General features: G+C 36.9%; 14 protein-coding genes and 1 tRNA gene. 6 read left to right on the forward strand and 9 right to left on the reverse strand.

The features are described from left to right. Positions 1–34: 34 nt before the first annotated feature. From HX004_RS12225 to HX004_RS12240, 4 genes are all read right to left on the reverse strand, one after another. Positions 35–2,038, reverse strand: a complete 2,004-nt coding sequence (locus tag HX004_RS12225) for a M56 family metallopeptidase (RefSeq protein WP_286442837.1) — start codon at positions 2,036–2,038, stop codon at positions 35–37. A 23-nt stretch (positions 2,039–2,061) separates the two neighbouring features. Next, the gene (locus HX004_RS12230; RefSeq protein WP_286442838.1) at positions 2,062–2,424 is read right to left on the reverse strand and encodes a BlaI/MecI/CopY family transcriptional regulator; all 363 of its coding nucleotides are present in this window, start codon (positions 2,422–2,424) and stop codon (positions 2,062–2,064) included. 156 nt (positions 2,425–2,580) lie between these two features. Continuing rightward, positions 2,581–3,048, reverse strand: a complete 468-nt coding sequence (locus HX004_RS12235; RefSeq protein ID WP_286442839.1) for a thioredoxin family protein — start codon at positions 3,046–3,048, stop codon at positions 2,581–2,583. 11 nt (positions 3,049–3,059) lie between these two features. Beyond that, complete coding sequence (locus HX004_RS12240; RefSeq protein ID WP_286442840.1) at positions 3,060–5,312, reverse strand: TonB-dependent receptor; 2,253 nt, start codon at positions 5,310–5,312, stop codon at positions 3,060–3,062. 102 nt (positions 5,313–5,414) lie between these two features. On the opposite strand from HX004_RS12240, the gene HX004_RS12245 reads away from it, so the two are divergent. The 4 genes from HX004_RS12245 to aspS all read left to right on the forward strand — a co-directional run bounded on the left by HX004_RS12245 (position 5,415) and on the right by aspS (position 10,217). Further along, complete coding sequence (locus HX004_RS12245) at positions 5,415–6,071, forward strand: metal-dependent transcriptional regulator (protein WP_286442841.1); 657 nt, start codon at positions 5,415–5,417, stop codon at positions 6,069–6,071. Between the two features lie 55 nt (positions 6,072–6,126). After that, positions 6,127–7,191 (forward strand): NADH:flavin oxidoreductase/NADH oxidase, encoded by a 1,065-nt coding sequence (locus tag HX004_RS12250; RefSeq protein WP_286442842.1) that lies wholly within the window; start codon positions 6,127–6,129, stop codon positions 7,189–7,191. Positions 7,192–7,213: 22 nt separating this feature from the next. Then, positions 7,214–8,386 carry an MFS transporter gene (locus HX004_RS12255; protein WP_286442843.1) on the forward strand — a complete coding sequence of 391 codons (1,173 nt, stop codon included), beginning with the start codon at positions 7,214–7,216 and terminating at the stop codon, positions 8,384–8,386. A gap of 76 nt (positions 8,387–8,462) precedes the next feature. Beyond that, entirely contained in the window at positions 8,463–10,217 is a 1,755-nt protein-coding gene (gene aspS, locus HX004_RS12260) for an aspartate--tRNA ligase (RefSeq protein ID WP_286442844.1), read from the forward strand. A 33-nt stretch (positions 10,218–10,250) separates the two neighbouring features. Here aspS and HX004_RS12265 read toward each other — a convergent pair whose 3' ends face one another. The 4 genes from HX004_RS12265 to HX004_RS12280 form a co-directional block, all read right to left on the reverse strand. Beyond that, the gene (locus HX004_RS12265) at positions 10,251–10,751 is read right to left on the reverse strand and encodes a GNAT family N-acetyltransferase (protein ID WP_286442845.1); all 501 of its coding nucleotides are present in this window, start codon (positions 10,749–10,751) and stop codon (positions 10,251–10,253) included. Between the two features lie 18 nt (positions 10,752–10,769). Continuing rightward, the gene (pth, locus tag HX004_RS12270; protein WP_286442846.1) at positions 10,770–11,336 is read right to left on the reverse strand and encodes an aminoacyl-tRNA hydrolase; all 567 of its coding nucleotides are present in this window, start codon (positions 11,334–11,336) and stop codon (positions 10,770–10,772) included. Positions 11,337–11,466: 130 nt separating this feature from the next. Further along, positions 11,467–12,075 (reverse strand): 50S ribosomal protein L25/general stress protein Ctc, encoded by a 609-nt coding sequence (locus HX004_RS12275; RefSeq protein ID WP_286442847.1) that lies wholly within the window; start codon positions 12,073–12,075, stop codon positions 11,467–11,469. 26 nt (positions 12,076–12,101) lie between these two features. Next, complete coding sequence (locus HX004_RS12280) at positions 12,102–13,043, reverse strand: ribose-phosphate pyrophosphokinase (protein ID WP_286442848.1); 942 nt, start codon at positions 13,041–13,043, stop codon at positions 12,102–12,104. Positions 13,044–13,202: 159 nt separating this feature from the next. Between HX004_RS12280 and HX004_RS12285 the strand changes: the two genes are divergently transcribed. Further along, positions 13,203–13,282 (forward strand) — tRNA-Leu (locus HX004_RS12285). Positions 13,283–13,373: 91 nt separating this feature from the next. Here HX004_RS12285 and HX004_RS12290 read toward each other — a convergent pair. Further along, the gene (locus HX004_RS12290) at positions 13,374–13,868 is read right to left on the reverse strand and encodes a DinB family protein (RefSeq protein ID WP_286442850.1); all 495 of its coding nucleotides are present in this window, start codon (positions 13,866–13,868) and stop codon (positions 13,374–13,376) included. A 151-nt stretch (positions 13,869–14,019) separates the two neighbouring features. Between HX004_RS12290 and HX004_RS12295 the strand changes: the two genes are divergently transcribed. Next, on the forward strand, positions 14,020–14,505 hold the full coding sequence (locus HX004_RS12295; protein ID WP_286442851.1) for a regulatory protein RecX: 486 nt from the start codon (positions 14,020–14,022) through the stop codon (positions 14,503–14,505). Positions 14,506–14,798 lie beyond the last annotated feature (293 nt).

Genomic DNA, 14,798 nt, shown 5'->3' on the forward strand with positions numbered 1-14,798 from the left:
GTTTGCCTAACGTATCCAATTTAAAAGTAATAATCTATTTTTTTTTTATAATCTCAATTACTCCATTTTCACCCTCTTTTCCATATTTCCCCTTCGCCATTTCTCCTTTTAGAACATGCATACTTTCAATCTCTTCTGATTTAATTGTACTCAGCTCACTCGGTTTAATTCTCTTTCCATCTACCATGTAAAGAAAGGCATCTCCATTATCTTGTACGGATGTCACCGAAAAAGTACTTATCGTTTTCCCTTTTGCATCTATTCTTTGTTCTTGGTTTGTACCTGAGGTGACAACAATAACTCCATTTTTCCCTTTGTCCCCATACTTTTCAATACTTTCTTTTGTACTGTAGATGTTGATAGTTCCACCTCCCAATCCATTAGGGCTTATTTTTTCCAATTCTGCCAAAGACATTTCTTTTCCATTGTAGATAATTAATTTATCCTTGATTTGCTCTAACTCTTGCTTTCTCGATTTCTTCTTTTCTTTCCACGATTTTTCCATGTCTTTTCGAGAAGCTTCCATTTCCTTTCTCGATTTCTTCTTTTCTTTCAACGATATTTCCATGTCTTTTCGAGAAGCTTCCATATCTTTTCGAAAGGCTTCCATGTCTTTTCGAGAGGCTTCCATATCCTTTCGAGAGGCTTCCATTTCTTTTCTAGAACTCTCTATTGCTTTTTTCATCTCATCAGACAAGGGATCTCCTTCAAACGTATAAGTATAAGAAGTTGTTACGCCTGAATCGTTTAATCCCGCTTGTACTAATTCATCCACCGAATATTCTTTCCCATTGATAACAATACGGGTTTTCGAATCAGTTCCAGTACTTGTGAACATATAAGTTTGTTTTTTCCCTTCAGCTTTCCCTTTTTCTGTGATTAAACGATGCTCTTCCTCTGTTAATTCTTTTCCATTCAGAGTCATCTTTATATTCCTTTTAGAGCCATTTGTCGTAACGTAAATAGTACCACTTTCCGTTTGGTTAGCCTCTGCAGTTTCTGACACCACTCCTTCTTTTGCTTTTTGCACTAGTGTATCTAAGGTTTCTTTTTGGGCTGTACTCAATTCTTCTCCATTATTGCGGACAACTGTCGTACCCTTTGCTTCTTTCTTTTTTTCTGGTTCTTGCTCTGTGGCGGTTGTTTCCTGATCCACAAAGCGAATTTCTGCCTTCGTATGTACTTGAAAAAGCAAAAAGAATCCCACCGCTAAGGGTAGACATAACACAAATTTTGATTTTTTCATATTTTTAGATTTGGGTTGGTTTAACATGATAATTCTCTTTTTCAAATCCGAAGAACCAAAGGAGTTTACTAAAGAAAGGGATGGCGTTTTAGCTTGTTCAAACTGCACCAAGGTCATTTGGTAATCGTATCTATTTTGCAATGCAATAACTTGTTGATCGACGATATATTCTAAATTCAAGCGAACTACTCGCTCCAAAAGCAGTAAGAAAGGATTAAACCAGAAGACACGACGTACTAATTGAACAACTAAAAGATCAAACGTATGCTTTTGTTGTACATGGATGTATTCATGTTGGATGATGGTCTCCAATGCCTCTATTTCCTTGTAATTAAAAGGTAACACAATCCAATTCCAAAACGAATAGGCCTCTTGTGTGGTCTTGTCTACTTTAATATTGGTTTGCGCCTTCCAAAATTGCAATCGCTTAATATACCGAATCAATCCAAAAATTTTACCGCAAAAGAAGAGTCCTATTATAAAGGTAATCCCTCCAAATACATAAGGTAGTAACACAACAATGTCCAATTGTTCAAAGAAACTTGGCTGTACCCTTACCTCGGGATTCTCAGTCATTTGCTGGAGCAACAACGACCAATCTACAGCTTGCTCCACATAAACTGTTTTGGTATAGCTCAACAGTGGCAATATCAAGCTAAGTATTATTCCGATTAGAAAATAATAGCGAATTGCAGCAAAGAACGTTTCCTTTCTCAAAAACAAGAAATAAAAAACGAGGAGGAGCAACAATAATCCATTCGCTTTTAGTAGATAAAGAATAAAAGGAGTCATAGGCTTTTATTGTTTAAAGATTACTACTGTTTGTTTTTTTCGATGATAGCGAGAATTTCATTCAATTCCTTTTGTGATACCTGTTTATCCTTGACAAAAAAGTTCACCAAATTGCTAAATGAATTATCGAAATACTTGTGAAGAGTTTCTTCCATGAACATAGAGCGGTAGGCTTCCATTGTTACAACAGGATAATATTGATGTGATTTTCCGTAGGCATGATGAGCCACTACTCCTTTCTCTTCCAAAATACGCACTAACGTAGATAAGGTATTGTAATGCGGTTTGGGTTCTGGCATTTCTGCCAATATATCATTGATAAATCCTTTTTGCAACTTCCAAAGGATGTGCATGATTTCTTCTTCTTTGTTGGTTAATTTTTCCATCTTGATTGCTTTTGACTCAAACAAACATATAACTAAAAATTTAGTTATCAAACTAATTTTTTAGTTTTCAATAAAATTTTATTTGAATAGAATAAAAAAAGCACTGTAAATTGGCTTGATTTACAGTGCTTTTAAAGAAAAATAACACGTAGTCTCCTACAATGCATTCAGTAATTGAAGCATTTCTTTTGGACCAACATAAGCATACTGTTGGTATATAATTTCATAGTTTTTATTTAAAACGACCAGAGCAGGATAAGCATTTTGAGCCGTCAAGGCTTCTGCTAATTCATGCACGCCCGACTGGAGTCCTTTCTTCTTAAAGACAAAATCTTTGTTCTTAAAGCGAATATTTTCCTTTGATTCTGCATCAAACGAAATAAAATAGGCTTTTTCCTCTAGGGCTACTTGTACCTCTTCATTGGCAAAGGTTTTTTTCTTCATCAATGCACAATAGTTACACCAATTCGTATGTAGGAAAACAACGATGGGTTTTGCATTTGCTTCCATGCTTTTCTCCAAGGTTGAAAAGGTTACTTCTTGCGCTTTTACTTTCATCCCCCAAGTGAATAACAAAATCAACCCACTTAAAACGAGAATTTCTTTTCTGCTCATCCCTCTCATGACTAATTCATTTAAAAAATACTATATCTCACACCAATAAAACCTCTAATTCCTTGCAAAGCGGTATAGCTATAATCATTTGGTTCAAAAATAACATCCGTTCTTCCTGGAGGAGGCGTTACTCCATTTCCTGGTTCACCAAACGGATCCCACCATCTTGCAATAGTATCTTCTTTAGGTAGGGTATTGAAAATATTTTTCACTCCACCATACACTTGAAAATTATTTCCAAATTTCTTCGTTACTTGCACATTAGCAATAACGGTCCAAGGAGAATATTCAGGTCTATAATCATTTTCTACGCGAGGCAAACGCATAGGTCCTTTCCAATCCCCTGTCAAATCCGCAGTAAATCCGTGTCCAAAATTATAGCTCGCCAACACATTCCCTGACCACTTAGGTGAGTGATAAATTTGTTCGCGTGCCCCATCTTCTTTGCGATACACATCCATGTAAGTTACCCCTGTCATCAATTTCAATGGAAAATCAAAAGCTACATCCATATTCAACGAAATACCTTTGGAAACGGCATGTCCATCTAAGTTCGCATAGATAATTTTGTATTGATCGGTATCCGTATCAGCATCAATTTTATTGGTGAAATAAGTATAGAATCCATTGATATCAAAATTAAATGCCCCGAAATTAGTAGGAACTTTTACTGTATAATTCAAATTGACATTATATGATTTTTCAGGGTCTAAGGCTTCTGCAAATACCACCTCACGAGCCCCTGTCAACGCACGGTGATCTTCAGTAAATACATTGACTACTCTAAATCCAGTTCCGAAACTCGCACGTAAAGCGTGATTGGTATTTGGAGCAAATTTGTACCCAACGCGAGGCGAATGAATTCCACCATGGGTTTTATCATAATCAAAACGATATCCGAGCAATAGTTTATTTTGCTTGTTCAACGACCATTCGTCTTGAACAAATAACCCTGGAATTGGCGTTTCTTGAGGTTGATTTTTCACCAATCCATTTTCGTCGTAAATTCCCGTTGCACGTGTATTGTCGTCATAATAGGTATACTTGAATGATCCCCCAACTAACAGGCTGTGATTTCCGATAGTTTTGTCCCAATAGGCTTGTGCAAAGGCAACTTGTTGTTTCGCATCATACGACTCTGGTCCATACATCGAATTTTGATTGTGGTAGATATATGAAAACTGGGTATAAATATTTTCAGTCGTTGGCAATTGATACATTCCAATAGCTTCAAAGCGATTAGTAAAAATACTCTCCGCATAAACCTCTTCTCCACCTCTGTGTTTCTTGCGATTCCAATGGGTTTCTCCACCCCAACGATCTTCATACACATAGCGCAATGCTAAACTTGCGACGCGATTTTGCGGGCGTTTCAAACTAAATTTATTAAACAAGGAAACTCGTTCTTGTTGGGTTACATCCGTAAATCCATCGCCATTCTTATCCTTTCGCTCACCAAATTTAAAATAGTTTCCTCCAAATAAACCATTGACTTTTTTACCTAATTTATATCCAGCTCCTAAATCAAGGTTATTTTCTAACCAAGTTGTACTAAAAGCATCTACGCTTAATTTAGCCGCATGCTCAGGGTCTTTGGTAATTACATTAATGATTCCCCCCATGGCTTCAGTTCCATACAAAGAAGAAGCAGGTCCTTTCACTACTTCTACGCGTTCAATCATATTGGTTGGAATCCCAAATAACCCATACACCGTAGATAAAGAGGAAACAATCGGCATTCCATCAATCAAAATCATCGTATACGGACCTTCCATTCCATTGATGTGAATATCGCCCGTATTACAAACATTGCAATTCAATTGAGGCTGAACACCATTTATCATTTGCACCGCATCAAATAAATTTGACGTCGGATTTTTCTCAAAAAAAGCTGGAGTATAAATCTCTACTGGAGTTACCGCATCTGATTTCAAGACTGGTTTTAATGAACCTGAAATTACAATTTCGTCTAAACTCGAATCCTCTTCTAAGTCAAAATTCACCGTTAGCGTTTGATTTTCTTTCATGGTAACGCGCTTTGACATTTTTTTAAAACCAACAAATTCGGCTTGTACGAGATGGGATCCCACCTCTACCTTTTCAATTTTATATTTTCCATTCTCATCAGTGGTTGTCCCTTTGGAAGTATTCATTATAGACACACTCGCATAAGACAAAACCTCTCCTTTTGAGGTAATCTTTCCTTGGATAGTTTGAGCTTCAACTGAGCTAGAAAAAACCAGAAGAAACAAAAAACTTATTAGTACACGCATAAAAAAATATTTACTGTTATATTGAATTAAAATTTAGGCAAAGCTAAAAATATAATTTCAATAAAAAAAGATGTAAATTTGTATTTTATAAAAAATCACTCCATGCTTACTTATTCAGAAGAAAACTATTTAAAAACCATTTATCACCTATCACAGGGGGAAGAGGATGGAATTTCTACTAATGCCATCGCTGCCAAAATAGAAACGAAAGCTTCTTCGGTGACGGATATGATTAAGAAATTAAATGAAAAGAAATTAGTTACTTATCAAAAGTACCAAGGAGTTCGCTTAACGGCGGAAGGATTGTTAGCAGCGAAAATGATTGTGCGCAAACACCGTTTATGGGAAGTTTTTTTAGTGGATAAATTGGGTTTTAGTTGGGATGAAGTACACGATGTAGCAGAAGAACTAGAACACATTAAGTCAGAAAAATTAATTAATAAACTCGAAGCTTATTTGGGTTATCCAACGGAAGATCCGCATGGAGATCCCATTCCCAATGCAAAAGGAGAAATTAAACAGATAAAGAAAAAGCTATTAGCCGAGATTAAAGTTCAACAAGCCGTAATTTGTGTAGGAGTAAAAGATTCCTCGGCTGAATTTTTACAATATTTAGATAAGCAAAAAATTGCCTTAGGTAGTGAGATTGTTATTTTGGAAATTGAGCCCTTCGATCAGTCGTTTTTAATTGGGATTAATGACACTAAAATAACCATCACCAAGAAGATTGCCAACAATCTTTTTGTACAACTCAAATAATTTAAGGCTTACTAACTAGTAAGCTTTTTTTATTAACCTATTCAAAAACAACACTATGAATCTATTATTTAGCCCACTTCACTTAAAAAATCACACCTTAAAAAATAGAATTATTGTTTCACCAATGTGTCAATATTCAGCCACGGATGGTTTTGCAACCGATTGGCATTTGGTTCATTTAGGTCAATTTGCGACAGGTCAAGCGGCTGCGATTATTCAAGAAGCTACAGCCGTTGTTCCTGAGGGAAGAATTACTTATGGGGATTTGGGCATTTGGTCGGATGATCACATAGAAAAATTACAGCAAATTACGCAGTTTATTAAAACTCAAAATTGCCTTCCGGGTATACAATTAGCCCATGCAGGACGCAAAGCGAGTTGTGAAAAACCGTGGATTTCGCGAAATCAAATTGCGCCTAATCAACACAAGGGTTGGCAGACTGTAGCACCTTCAACCATTCCATTTAACGACAACGACCATCCACCTGTTGCTCTAACAAAAGAAGCAATTATCGAGACGATAGAAGCTTTTAAGCAAGCAACTAATCGCGCGATACAAGCAGGTTATGAAATTATTGAATTACATGGGGCTCATGGGTATCTCATTCATCAATTTTTTTCTCCTTTAATCAACAATCGAACCGATGAATACGGAGAGAATTTTGAGAATAGAATTCGCTTTCTAATGGAAATTATCGAGGCTATTCAACCTGTCTTAACTACACAAAGTTTATGGGTAAGAATTTCAGCTACCGATTGGGCCGAAGGTGGCTGGACACTTGAAGAAAGCGTTGCGCTTTCTAAAATCTTACAAGATAAGGGGGTAGAAGTGATTGACGTGAGTACAGGTGGCGGTGTAAGACATCAAAAAATCACAACAGGTCCAAATTACCAAGTGCCTTTTGCAGCAGAAATAAAAGCTCATACAGCCTTGGTTGTTGGGGCTGTTGGAGAAATTAAAACAGGTCTACAAGCGGAAGCTATTTTACAACAAAACGACGCAGATTTAATTTTCGTCGCACGCGAATTGTTGAGAGATCCTCATTTTGCCATGACAGCGGCTCACCAATTGGGAGTAGAAATTCCGTGGGCGCCCCAATACGAAAGAGGAAAAGAATAATTTAAATTTTACACTATATTCAATGAATAAAAGCTTATTAGCACTTGCTGTTGGTGGATTAGCCATCGGTATGACCGAATTTTCGATGATGGGTTTACTCCCTGAAATCGCAAAAGACTTACAGATATCTATTCCAAAAGCAGGAAATTTTATATCAACCTATGCCCTTGGTGTAGTGGTTGGTGCCCCCTTATTGGTGATGTCATCCAACAAATTTGCTCCACACAAGGTATTAATGGCATTAATGCTGTTATTCTCTGTTTTTCACGTTCTTTTTGTACTATCACCATCGTATCCAACTTTAATCGCGACGCGTTTTATGTCGGGATTACCTCATGGTGCTTTCTTTGGAGTAGGATCTGTAGTAGCAACGCAATTAGCACAAAAAGGAAAAGAGGCTCAAGCCGTTTCGATTATGTTTGCGGGACTAACCACTGCCAACTTAGCGGGAGTACCTCTAAGTACATGGATCGGTCAACATTATTCTTGGCGTGAAGCCTATACGTTAATTGCCTCTTTAGGGGTATTAACAACCCTAGCGATTTACTTTTGGATTCCCAAATTACAAGCGGATACTACAACCAACACCAAAAAACAAATGGCCTTTTTCAAAACACCGATCGCTTGGATATTGGTTGCGCTAATTTCAATTGGAACGGGTGGGCTATTTGCCTGGATTAGTTATATTGCTCCAATGATGACAAATATTGCCTTAATTCCAGAGGCAAACATTCCCATTATTATGACTTTAGTCGGATTAGGAATGTTTCTTGGTAATTTTGTAGGAGGAAAAATTGCGGATACTTTTTCACCAGCAAAGGCTGTTATTTTTTCATTCTCTTTAATGGCGATATGTTTACTAGTTGTTTACTATACCGTACACATTCAGTGGATGGCCTATGCCATGTCATTAGTAACGGGATTAGTTGCCTTTACCATTGGATCTCCTCTGCAAATGTTGCTAATTAAAAATGCCAAAGGATCTGAAATGTTAGCCGCATCAGCAGGACAAGCGTGCTTCAACATTGGGAATGCATTGGGTGCATTCTTAGGAGGTATTCCCATTACGATGGGATTCGGTTATAATTCTCCTGAATGGGTAGGTGCAGGAATGGCCCTATGTGGTGCGATGTTAGCCTATCTATTTATTCAATTCAAAAAAAGAGAGGAATCTTTGCCACAAGAAATTCAGTAGTTTACACCTACATTCTTCCAGCAAAAGACCTCCGATTCACAATAAGTTTATAAATTTGCAGAAATAATTTTTTACCATGTATAGAACTCATACTTGTGGAGCTTTAAGCGCTTCAGATATAAATACAACAGTTACCCTTTCAGGTTGGGTGAGTAAACACCGTGATAAAGGTTTTATGATTTGGGTTGATTTACGCGATCGTTATGGTATTACACAATTGATCTTTGATGCAGAGAGAACGGATAAAACAGTTTTCGAAACTGCAAAAAGCTTAGGTCGTGAGTATGTAATTCAAGTAACGGGAACGGTAATTGAACGCGCATCAAAAAACCCAAATATGCCAACTGGGGACATTGAGATTTTAGTTGAGTCACTAACGATTTTAAACGAATCAAGTGTTCCTCCTTTTACCATTGAGGATGAAACAGATGGTGGAGAAGATATTCGAATGAAATATCGCTACTTGGATATTCGTAGAAATCCCGTAAAAAACAGTTTACTTTTCAGACATAAAGTTGCACAAGAGGTAAGAAATTATCTTTCTGCACAAGATTTCTGTGAAGTAGAGACGCCTTACTTAATCAGTTCTACACCAGAGGGAGCACGTGATTTTATCGTACCTTCTCGTATGAATCCAGGTCAATTTTATGCTTTACCACAATCACCACAAACCTTCAAACAATTATTGATGGTTGGGGGTATGGACCGTTACTTCCAAATCGTGAGATGTTTTCGCGATGAAGATTTACGCGCAGATAGACAACCAGAGTTTACGCAAATCGACTGTGAAATGGCTTTCGTAGATCAAGAAGATGTTATGGATACTTTCGAAGGAATGACCAAACATTTATTGAAATCTATTCACGGTGTTGAAATTGACAAATTCCCACGTATGACCTTCGAAGAAGCCATGCGTACTTACGGAAATGACAAACCAGATATTCGTTTCGGAATGAAGTTTGGGGAGTTAAATGCTGTAGCCCAACACAAAGATTTTGGTGTTTTCAACAGTGCTGAATTGGTAGTAGGTATTGCAGTTCCAGGAGGAGCAGCCTATACAAGAAAAGAAATCGACGCTTTAATTGACTGGGTAAAACGCCCACAAGTTGGAGCTTCAGGAATGGTATATTGTAAATGTGAAGCTGATGGTTCATTTAAATCTTCTGTAGATAAATTCTATGACCAAGAAGATTTAAAACAATGGGCGAACATCACAGGAGCTGAAACTGGAGATATTATTTTGGTACTTTCAGGTCCTGCAAATAAAACAAGAGCACAATTAAGTGCGTTGCGCATGGAGTTAGGAAACCGTTTAGGTTTGAGAAAATCAGACGAGTTTGCTCCATTATGGGTAATTGATTTCCCACTATTCGAATGGGACGAAGAATCAGGGCGTTATTTCGCCATGCACCATCCCTTTACTTCACCGAAAAAAGAGGACATTGCCTTGTTAGATACGAATCCAGGTAAAGTTCGTGCAAATGCGTATGACATGGTTTTAAACGGAAATGAAATTGGAGGAGGTTCTATTCGTATTCACGATAAAACAACCCAAGAATTGATGTTTAAACACTTAGGTTTCTCTAAAGAAGAAGCAGAAAAACAATTCGGATTCTTGATGAATGCCTTCCAGTTCGGAGCACCACCACACGGAGGATTGGCTTTCGGATTAGACCGTTTAGTCGCTATTTTAGGAGGACAAGAGACGATTCGCGACTTCATTGCTTTTCCGAAAAACAATTCAGGAAGAGATGTGATGATTGACGCTCCAAGTGCCATCCGTCCAGAACAATTAGAAGAATTACACATCGCTATCAAAGCAGAAAAATAACAAAAAACGGGAACCTTTACAGTTCCCGTTTTTTTATTTCTTTATTTTGTACAAAACAGCTGCTTCATTATCAAGCGTAATATCTTGCTCATACGCAAGGTTCAGTTTTTCTAAAACGCGTATAGAAGCGATATTCGCTTTCATCGCACGACCGATAATACAATGCAGTCGAAATCGATGAAACCCCACTTGCAAACAAGCTTGTGCACTTTCCGTAGCATATCCCTTTCCCCATTCTTCTTCAAAAAAACGAAAACCGATATCCGTTTGTTGGGTACTTACATCAAACTTCAATCCACACCAGCCGATAAATCGTCCTGAATCCTTTAAGATTACAGCCCATCGTCCATATCCATGCTCTCGGTAATCGCTGTAATTCTCTAGAAATTCTCGGGCTTCTTCCACATCGCGAAAAGCAGTATTTCCTGTATAGCGAATCACATTGGGATTCGCATTCAAGTCGTAAAATGCCTGTGCATCGTTTGGATGAAGTTCTCTTAAAATTAGACGAGAGGTTTCTACAATTTTCTTCATTTAACCTATGACTAACTCCTATTTTGCATTGTACATATTCATGGCATTGTTTAATCCGCCTAAAGCAAACTCCTGAATAGCCTTAGAAGACGTTTCTAGGCGTTCTACGAGCTTTTCTTTCTCTTCCTCAGACCAATCTCCTAATACATAATCGACTTGCTGTCCTTTCTTAAATTCATCGCTAATACCAAATCTAAAACGAGGATAATTGGTATTGTTTAAAACGGCCTGAATATTCTTTAATCCATTGTGTCCACCATCTGACCCCTTGGCTTTAATGCGAATCGTTCCGAAGGGAATATTCAAATCATCCGTAACCACTAAAATATTTTCTAAGGGAATATTTTCCTTCTGCATCCAATATTGCACAGCCTTACCACTTAGATTCATAAACGTATTTGGCTTGAGCAATAACAGTGTTCTTCCTTTGATCTTTACTTCTGCTAAGCTACCTAATTTTACTGTTTGCCAATCTCCCCCTAAATCACGGGCAACTTGATCGACAACTTTAAATCCAATATTGTGACGCGTATGAATATATTCAGCACCTATATTTCCCAATCCTACAATTAAAAACTTCTTCATGGTATTATGTTACTAATTTTCTAGGTACAAAAATAACGCAAACCCAAGACATTCCATACGTTATTTCGATCAAATAAAAAAAGCGCCTGTAAAAATACAGGCGCTTTCCAATAATGTATATAGGCTATAATTATTTTTTCTTTGAAGGAGCTTTCGCTGCTTTCGCTGCTTCTTGAGCTGCTTTCATCGCTGCACGAGAAATTCTCACTTGACAAACTACAGTGTTATCTGGGTGTAACAATTTGTAATTATCTGCTGCAATATCAGTAACGTATAATTTGTTACCCATTTCTAAGTTAGAGATGTTTACTTCTACGAAGTCAGGTAAGTTAGCTGGTAAAGCTCTTACTTTTAATTTACGGTTGTTGATGTTTAATACACCCCCAGCCATAACTCCTTTAGAGTTACCTGAAATTTTGATAGGCACTTCTAACGTGATTTCTTTATCGTCGAATAATTGGTAGAAATCGATGTGTAAGATTTTGTCAGATACCGGGTGGAACTGAATATCTTGTAAAATTGCATTGATTTTTTTACCACCTTCTAATTCAATCACAACAGTGTGTACATTAGGAGTGTAAACTAAACTTTTGAATGCTTTCTCTTCTGCTGTGAAGTGGATTGCTGATTGTTCTCCTCCGTATACTACGCAAGGAACCATTCCAGCATTACGTAAGGCTTTAGTAGAAACTTTACCTACGCTTTCTCTTTCTGATCCTTTAATTGTAATTGATTTCATTACTTTAAATATTTAATATTAATAATTTACATTACGAATGTTTTGCTAATCGACATATTCGATTGCACATTGTGCATTGTTTCTGCAAACAATGGAGCACAGCTCAGTACTTTAATTTTGTCACATGGTTTTTTCAACGGAATTGAATCGGTAACGATTAACTCAGTTAATGAAGATTCTTCAATCTTCTCGTACGCACTTCCTGATAAGATAGCATGTGTACAAATAGCACGTACACTCAATGCTCCTCTTTCTAACATCATATCTGCAGCCTTAGCAAGTGTACCTCCTGTATCAATCATATCGTCAACTAAAATAACATTACGTCCTTTTACTTCTCCGATAAGTTCCATCTTTTCGATTACATTTGCTTCTTTTCTTTGTTTATAACAGATTACAACATCTGAATTTAAAAACTTAGAATACGCATAGGCTCTTTTCGATCCACCCATATCAGGTGATGCAATGGTTAGATTCTCGATATTTAAACTTTTTACGTAAGGCAAAAATATCGTAGAAGCATATAAATGATCAACTGGTTTTTCAAAGAATCCTTGGATTTGATCTGCGTGTAAATCCATCGTCATGATTCTTGTAGCTCCAGCTGATTCTAATAACTTCGCCACTAATTTAGCTCCAATTGGAACCCTTGGTTTGTCTTTTCTATCCTGTCTTGCCCACCCAAAATAAGGGATTACCGCTGTGATATGTCTAGCTGATGCTCTTTTAGCTGCATCACACATCAACAATAATTCCATTAGATTATCTGATGATGGGAATGTAGAACAAACAAGGAAAACTCGTCTTCCTCGGATTGATTCTTCAAAAGAAGGTTGAAATTCCCCATCACTGTAATGTGATAAGGTCGCTTTACCTAATTCTACACCGTATTCTTTTGCTATCTTCTCTGCTAACTCAATACTTTGAGAGCAAGCAAAAATTTTTGCTTCTGATTCAGGATTTAACATTTTTTCTAATTAGTTGTTATGTTGTTAGTTAGTGCCTCCTTATTGTAATTCAGCGATGCAAATTTATAAAATATTAATTGACTAGAGCGATTTTTTTGCTTTTTTTCTTTGATAGAATGTTTTTTTCTGTAAATTTGCACTCACAATCCAACACCAAATGCCCGGATGGCGGAATTGGTAGACGCGCACGACTCAAACTCGTGTTCCTAGGAGTGTGGGTTCGATTCCCACTCCGGGTACGAAAAAAGCCTAACTTTTTAGTTAGGCTTTTTTATTTTATCTTCTTTTTATTCTAAAATTCACTACAATCTAGAACCTGTAAACCACAACCTATTTCGCATCATCTGCAGATGGTCCATACATTCCAGGAATAGGAATATCTAGTAAACGCAAATAAACAGATAGTTGTCCTCTGTGGTGATAGATATGATTGTTTACTACAAAACGATTTGCTCCAACCTTAGGCATCTCCATAATCGTGTGATCACCGGCTTTCAACGCCCAAGTTTGCATCCATTGTTCATCAGTCATCGATTCTACGGCTGTTACAACGCGTTTCTCATAATTGTCGATCAACTGCAACAACTCTTCTGTCGTTTTTGCTTCTAATGGCTTATAATCCGTATGAAAATTTAAACTCTCTTGTTGTGTAATTATTTCTGTCCAAATAATCAATTCCACAATATGCTTAGACAAATCCCCTAAACTCATCGATTTTACATGTGGTTTCCAATCCCATTTGTCTGTAGGTACACAAGCAATAATCTTTCTCGTACTGCCTAATTCGTGTTGTAGTTCTACTAAAAAACTTCTGTTAATACTCATAATCTTCGTTGTTATTTTTCTAAGAGGAAAACTACAAAACGAAACGCATATATTCAATTTATTTGATAAATATAATTTTACTACTTTTAAACGAAACCCCCTCTACACAAACTTTCATGGAGGTTGATTATCTTTGTAAAAAAGAAAAAAATTGAATCCAGAGTCTACTTATTTATCCTTTGATGATGCTAAACGCAAATTAGAGCACTATTGCGCCTATCAAGATCGTTGTCACTCAGAAGTAATCAACAAACTATTTTCGTTGCGTATAACGCCTCAAATACACGATGATATCATCGTTCACTTAATCGAACACAATTTCTTAAATGAAGAACGCTTTGCAAAGAGTTTTGTAAGGGGTAAACACAGATTAAGTGCTTGGGGAAAGAACAGAATAACCTCAGAATTAAAATTCAGAAATATCAATAGTCGGTTAATTTCAATTGCATTAACTGAAATCACGGATGAAGAATACTATCAAACTTTTGATCGCATAAGCGAGAACAAATGGAATCAATTGACTGATTCCGATCTACAAAAGAAAAAACAAAAATTTCAAGCCTATTTATTTCGCAAAGGATATGCGATAAATGATATTATTGAAAAAACAAATGAGATTGAGACGATGAGGGGGTGAGATTTTTGTCGTTGGTTGTTCGTTGTTCGTTGTTCGTTGTTCGTTGTTCGTTGTTCGTTGTTTGTTGTTGGTTGTTTGTTGTTTGTTGTGTGGTGCTTGTTGTTTGTTGTGTGGTGCTTGTTGTTTGTCGTAAGGTGTTTGAATATTCTTAAAAAAGGAAAATATCTTTAATCGAAAAGCCTCTCAACGAACAACAACCAAAAAACCAAAATAACCTAAAACAAAAAAGCCTGACTACTTGCGTAATCAGGCTTTTCAAAAGAAGGGCGACGACATACTCTCCCACCTTACGG

The sequence above is a fragment of the Myroides sp. 1354 genome (assembly GCF_030324495.1).
Taxonomy (GTDB): Bacteria; Bacteroidota; Bacteroidia; order Flavobacteriales; family Flavobacteriaceae; genus Flavobacterium.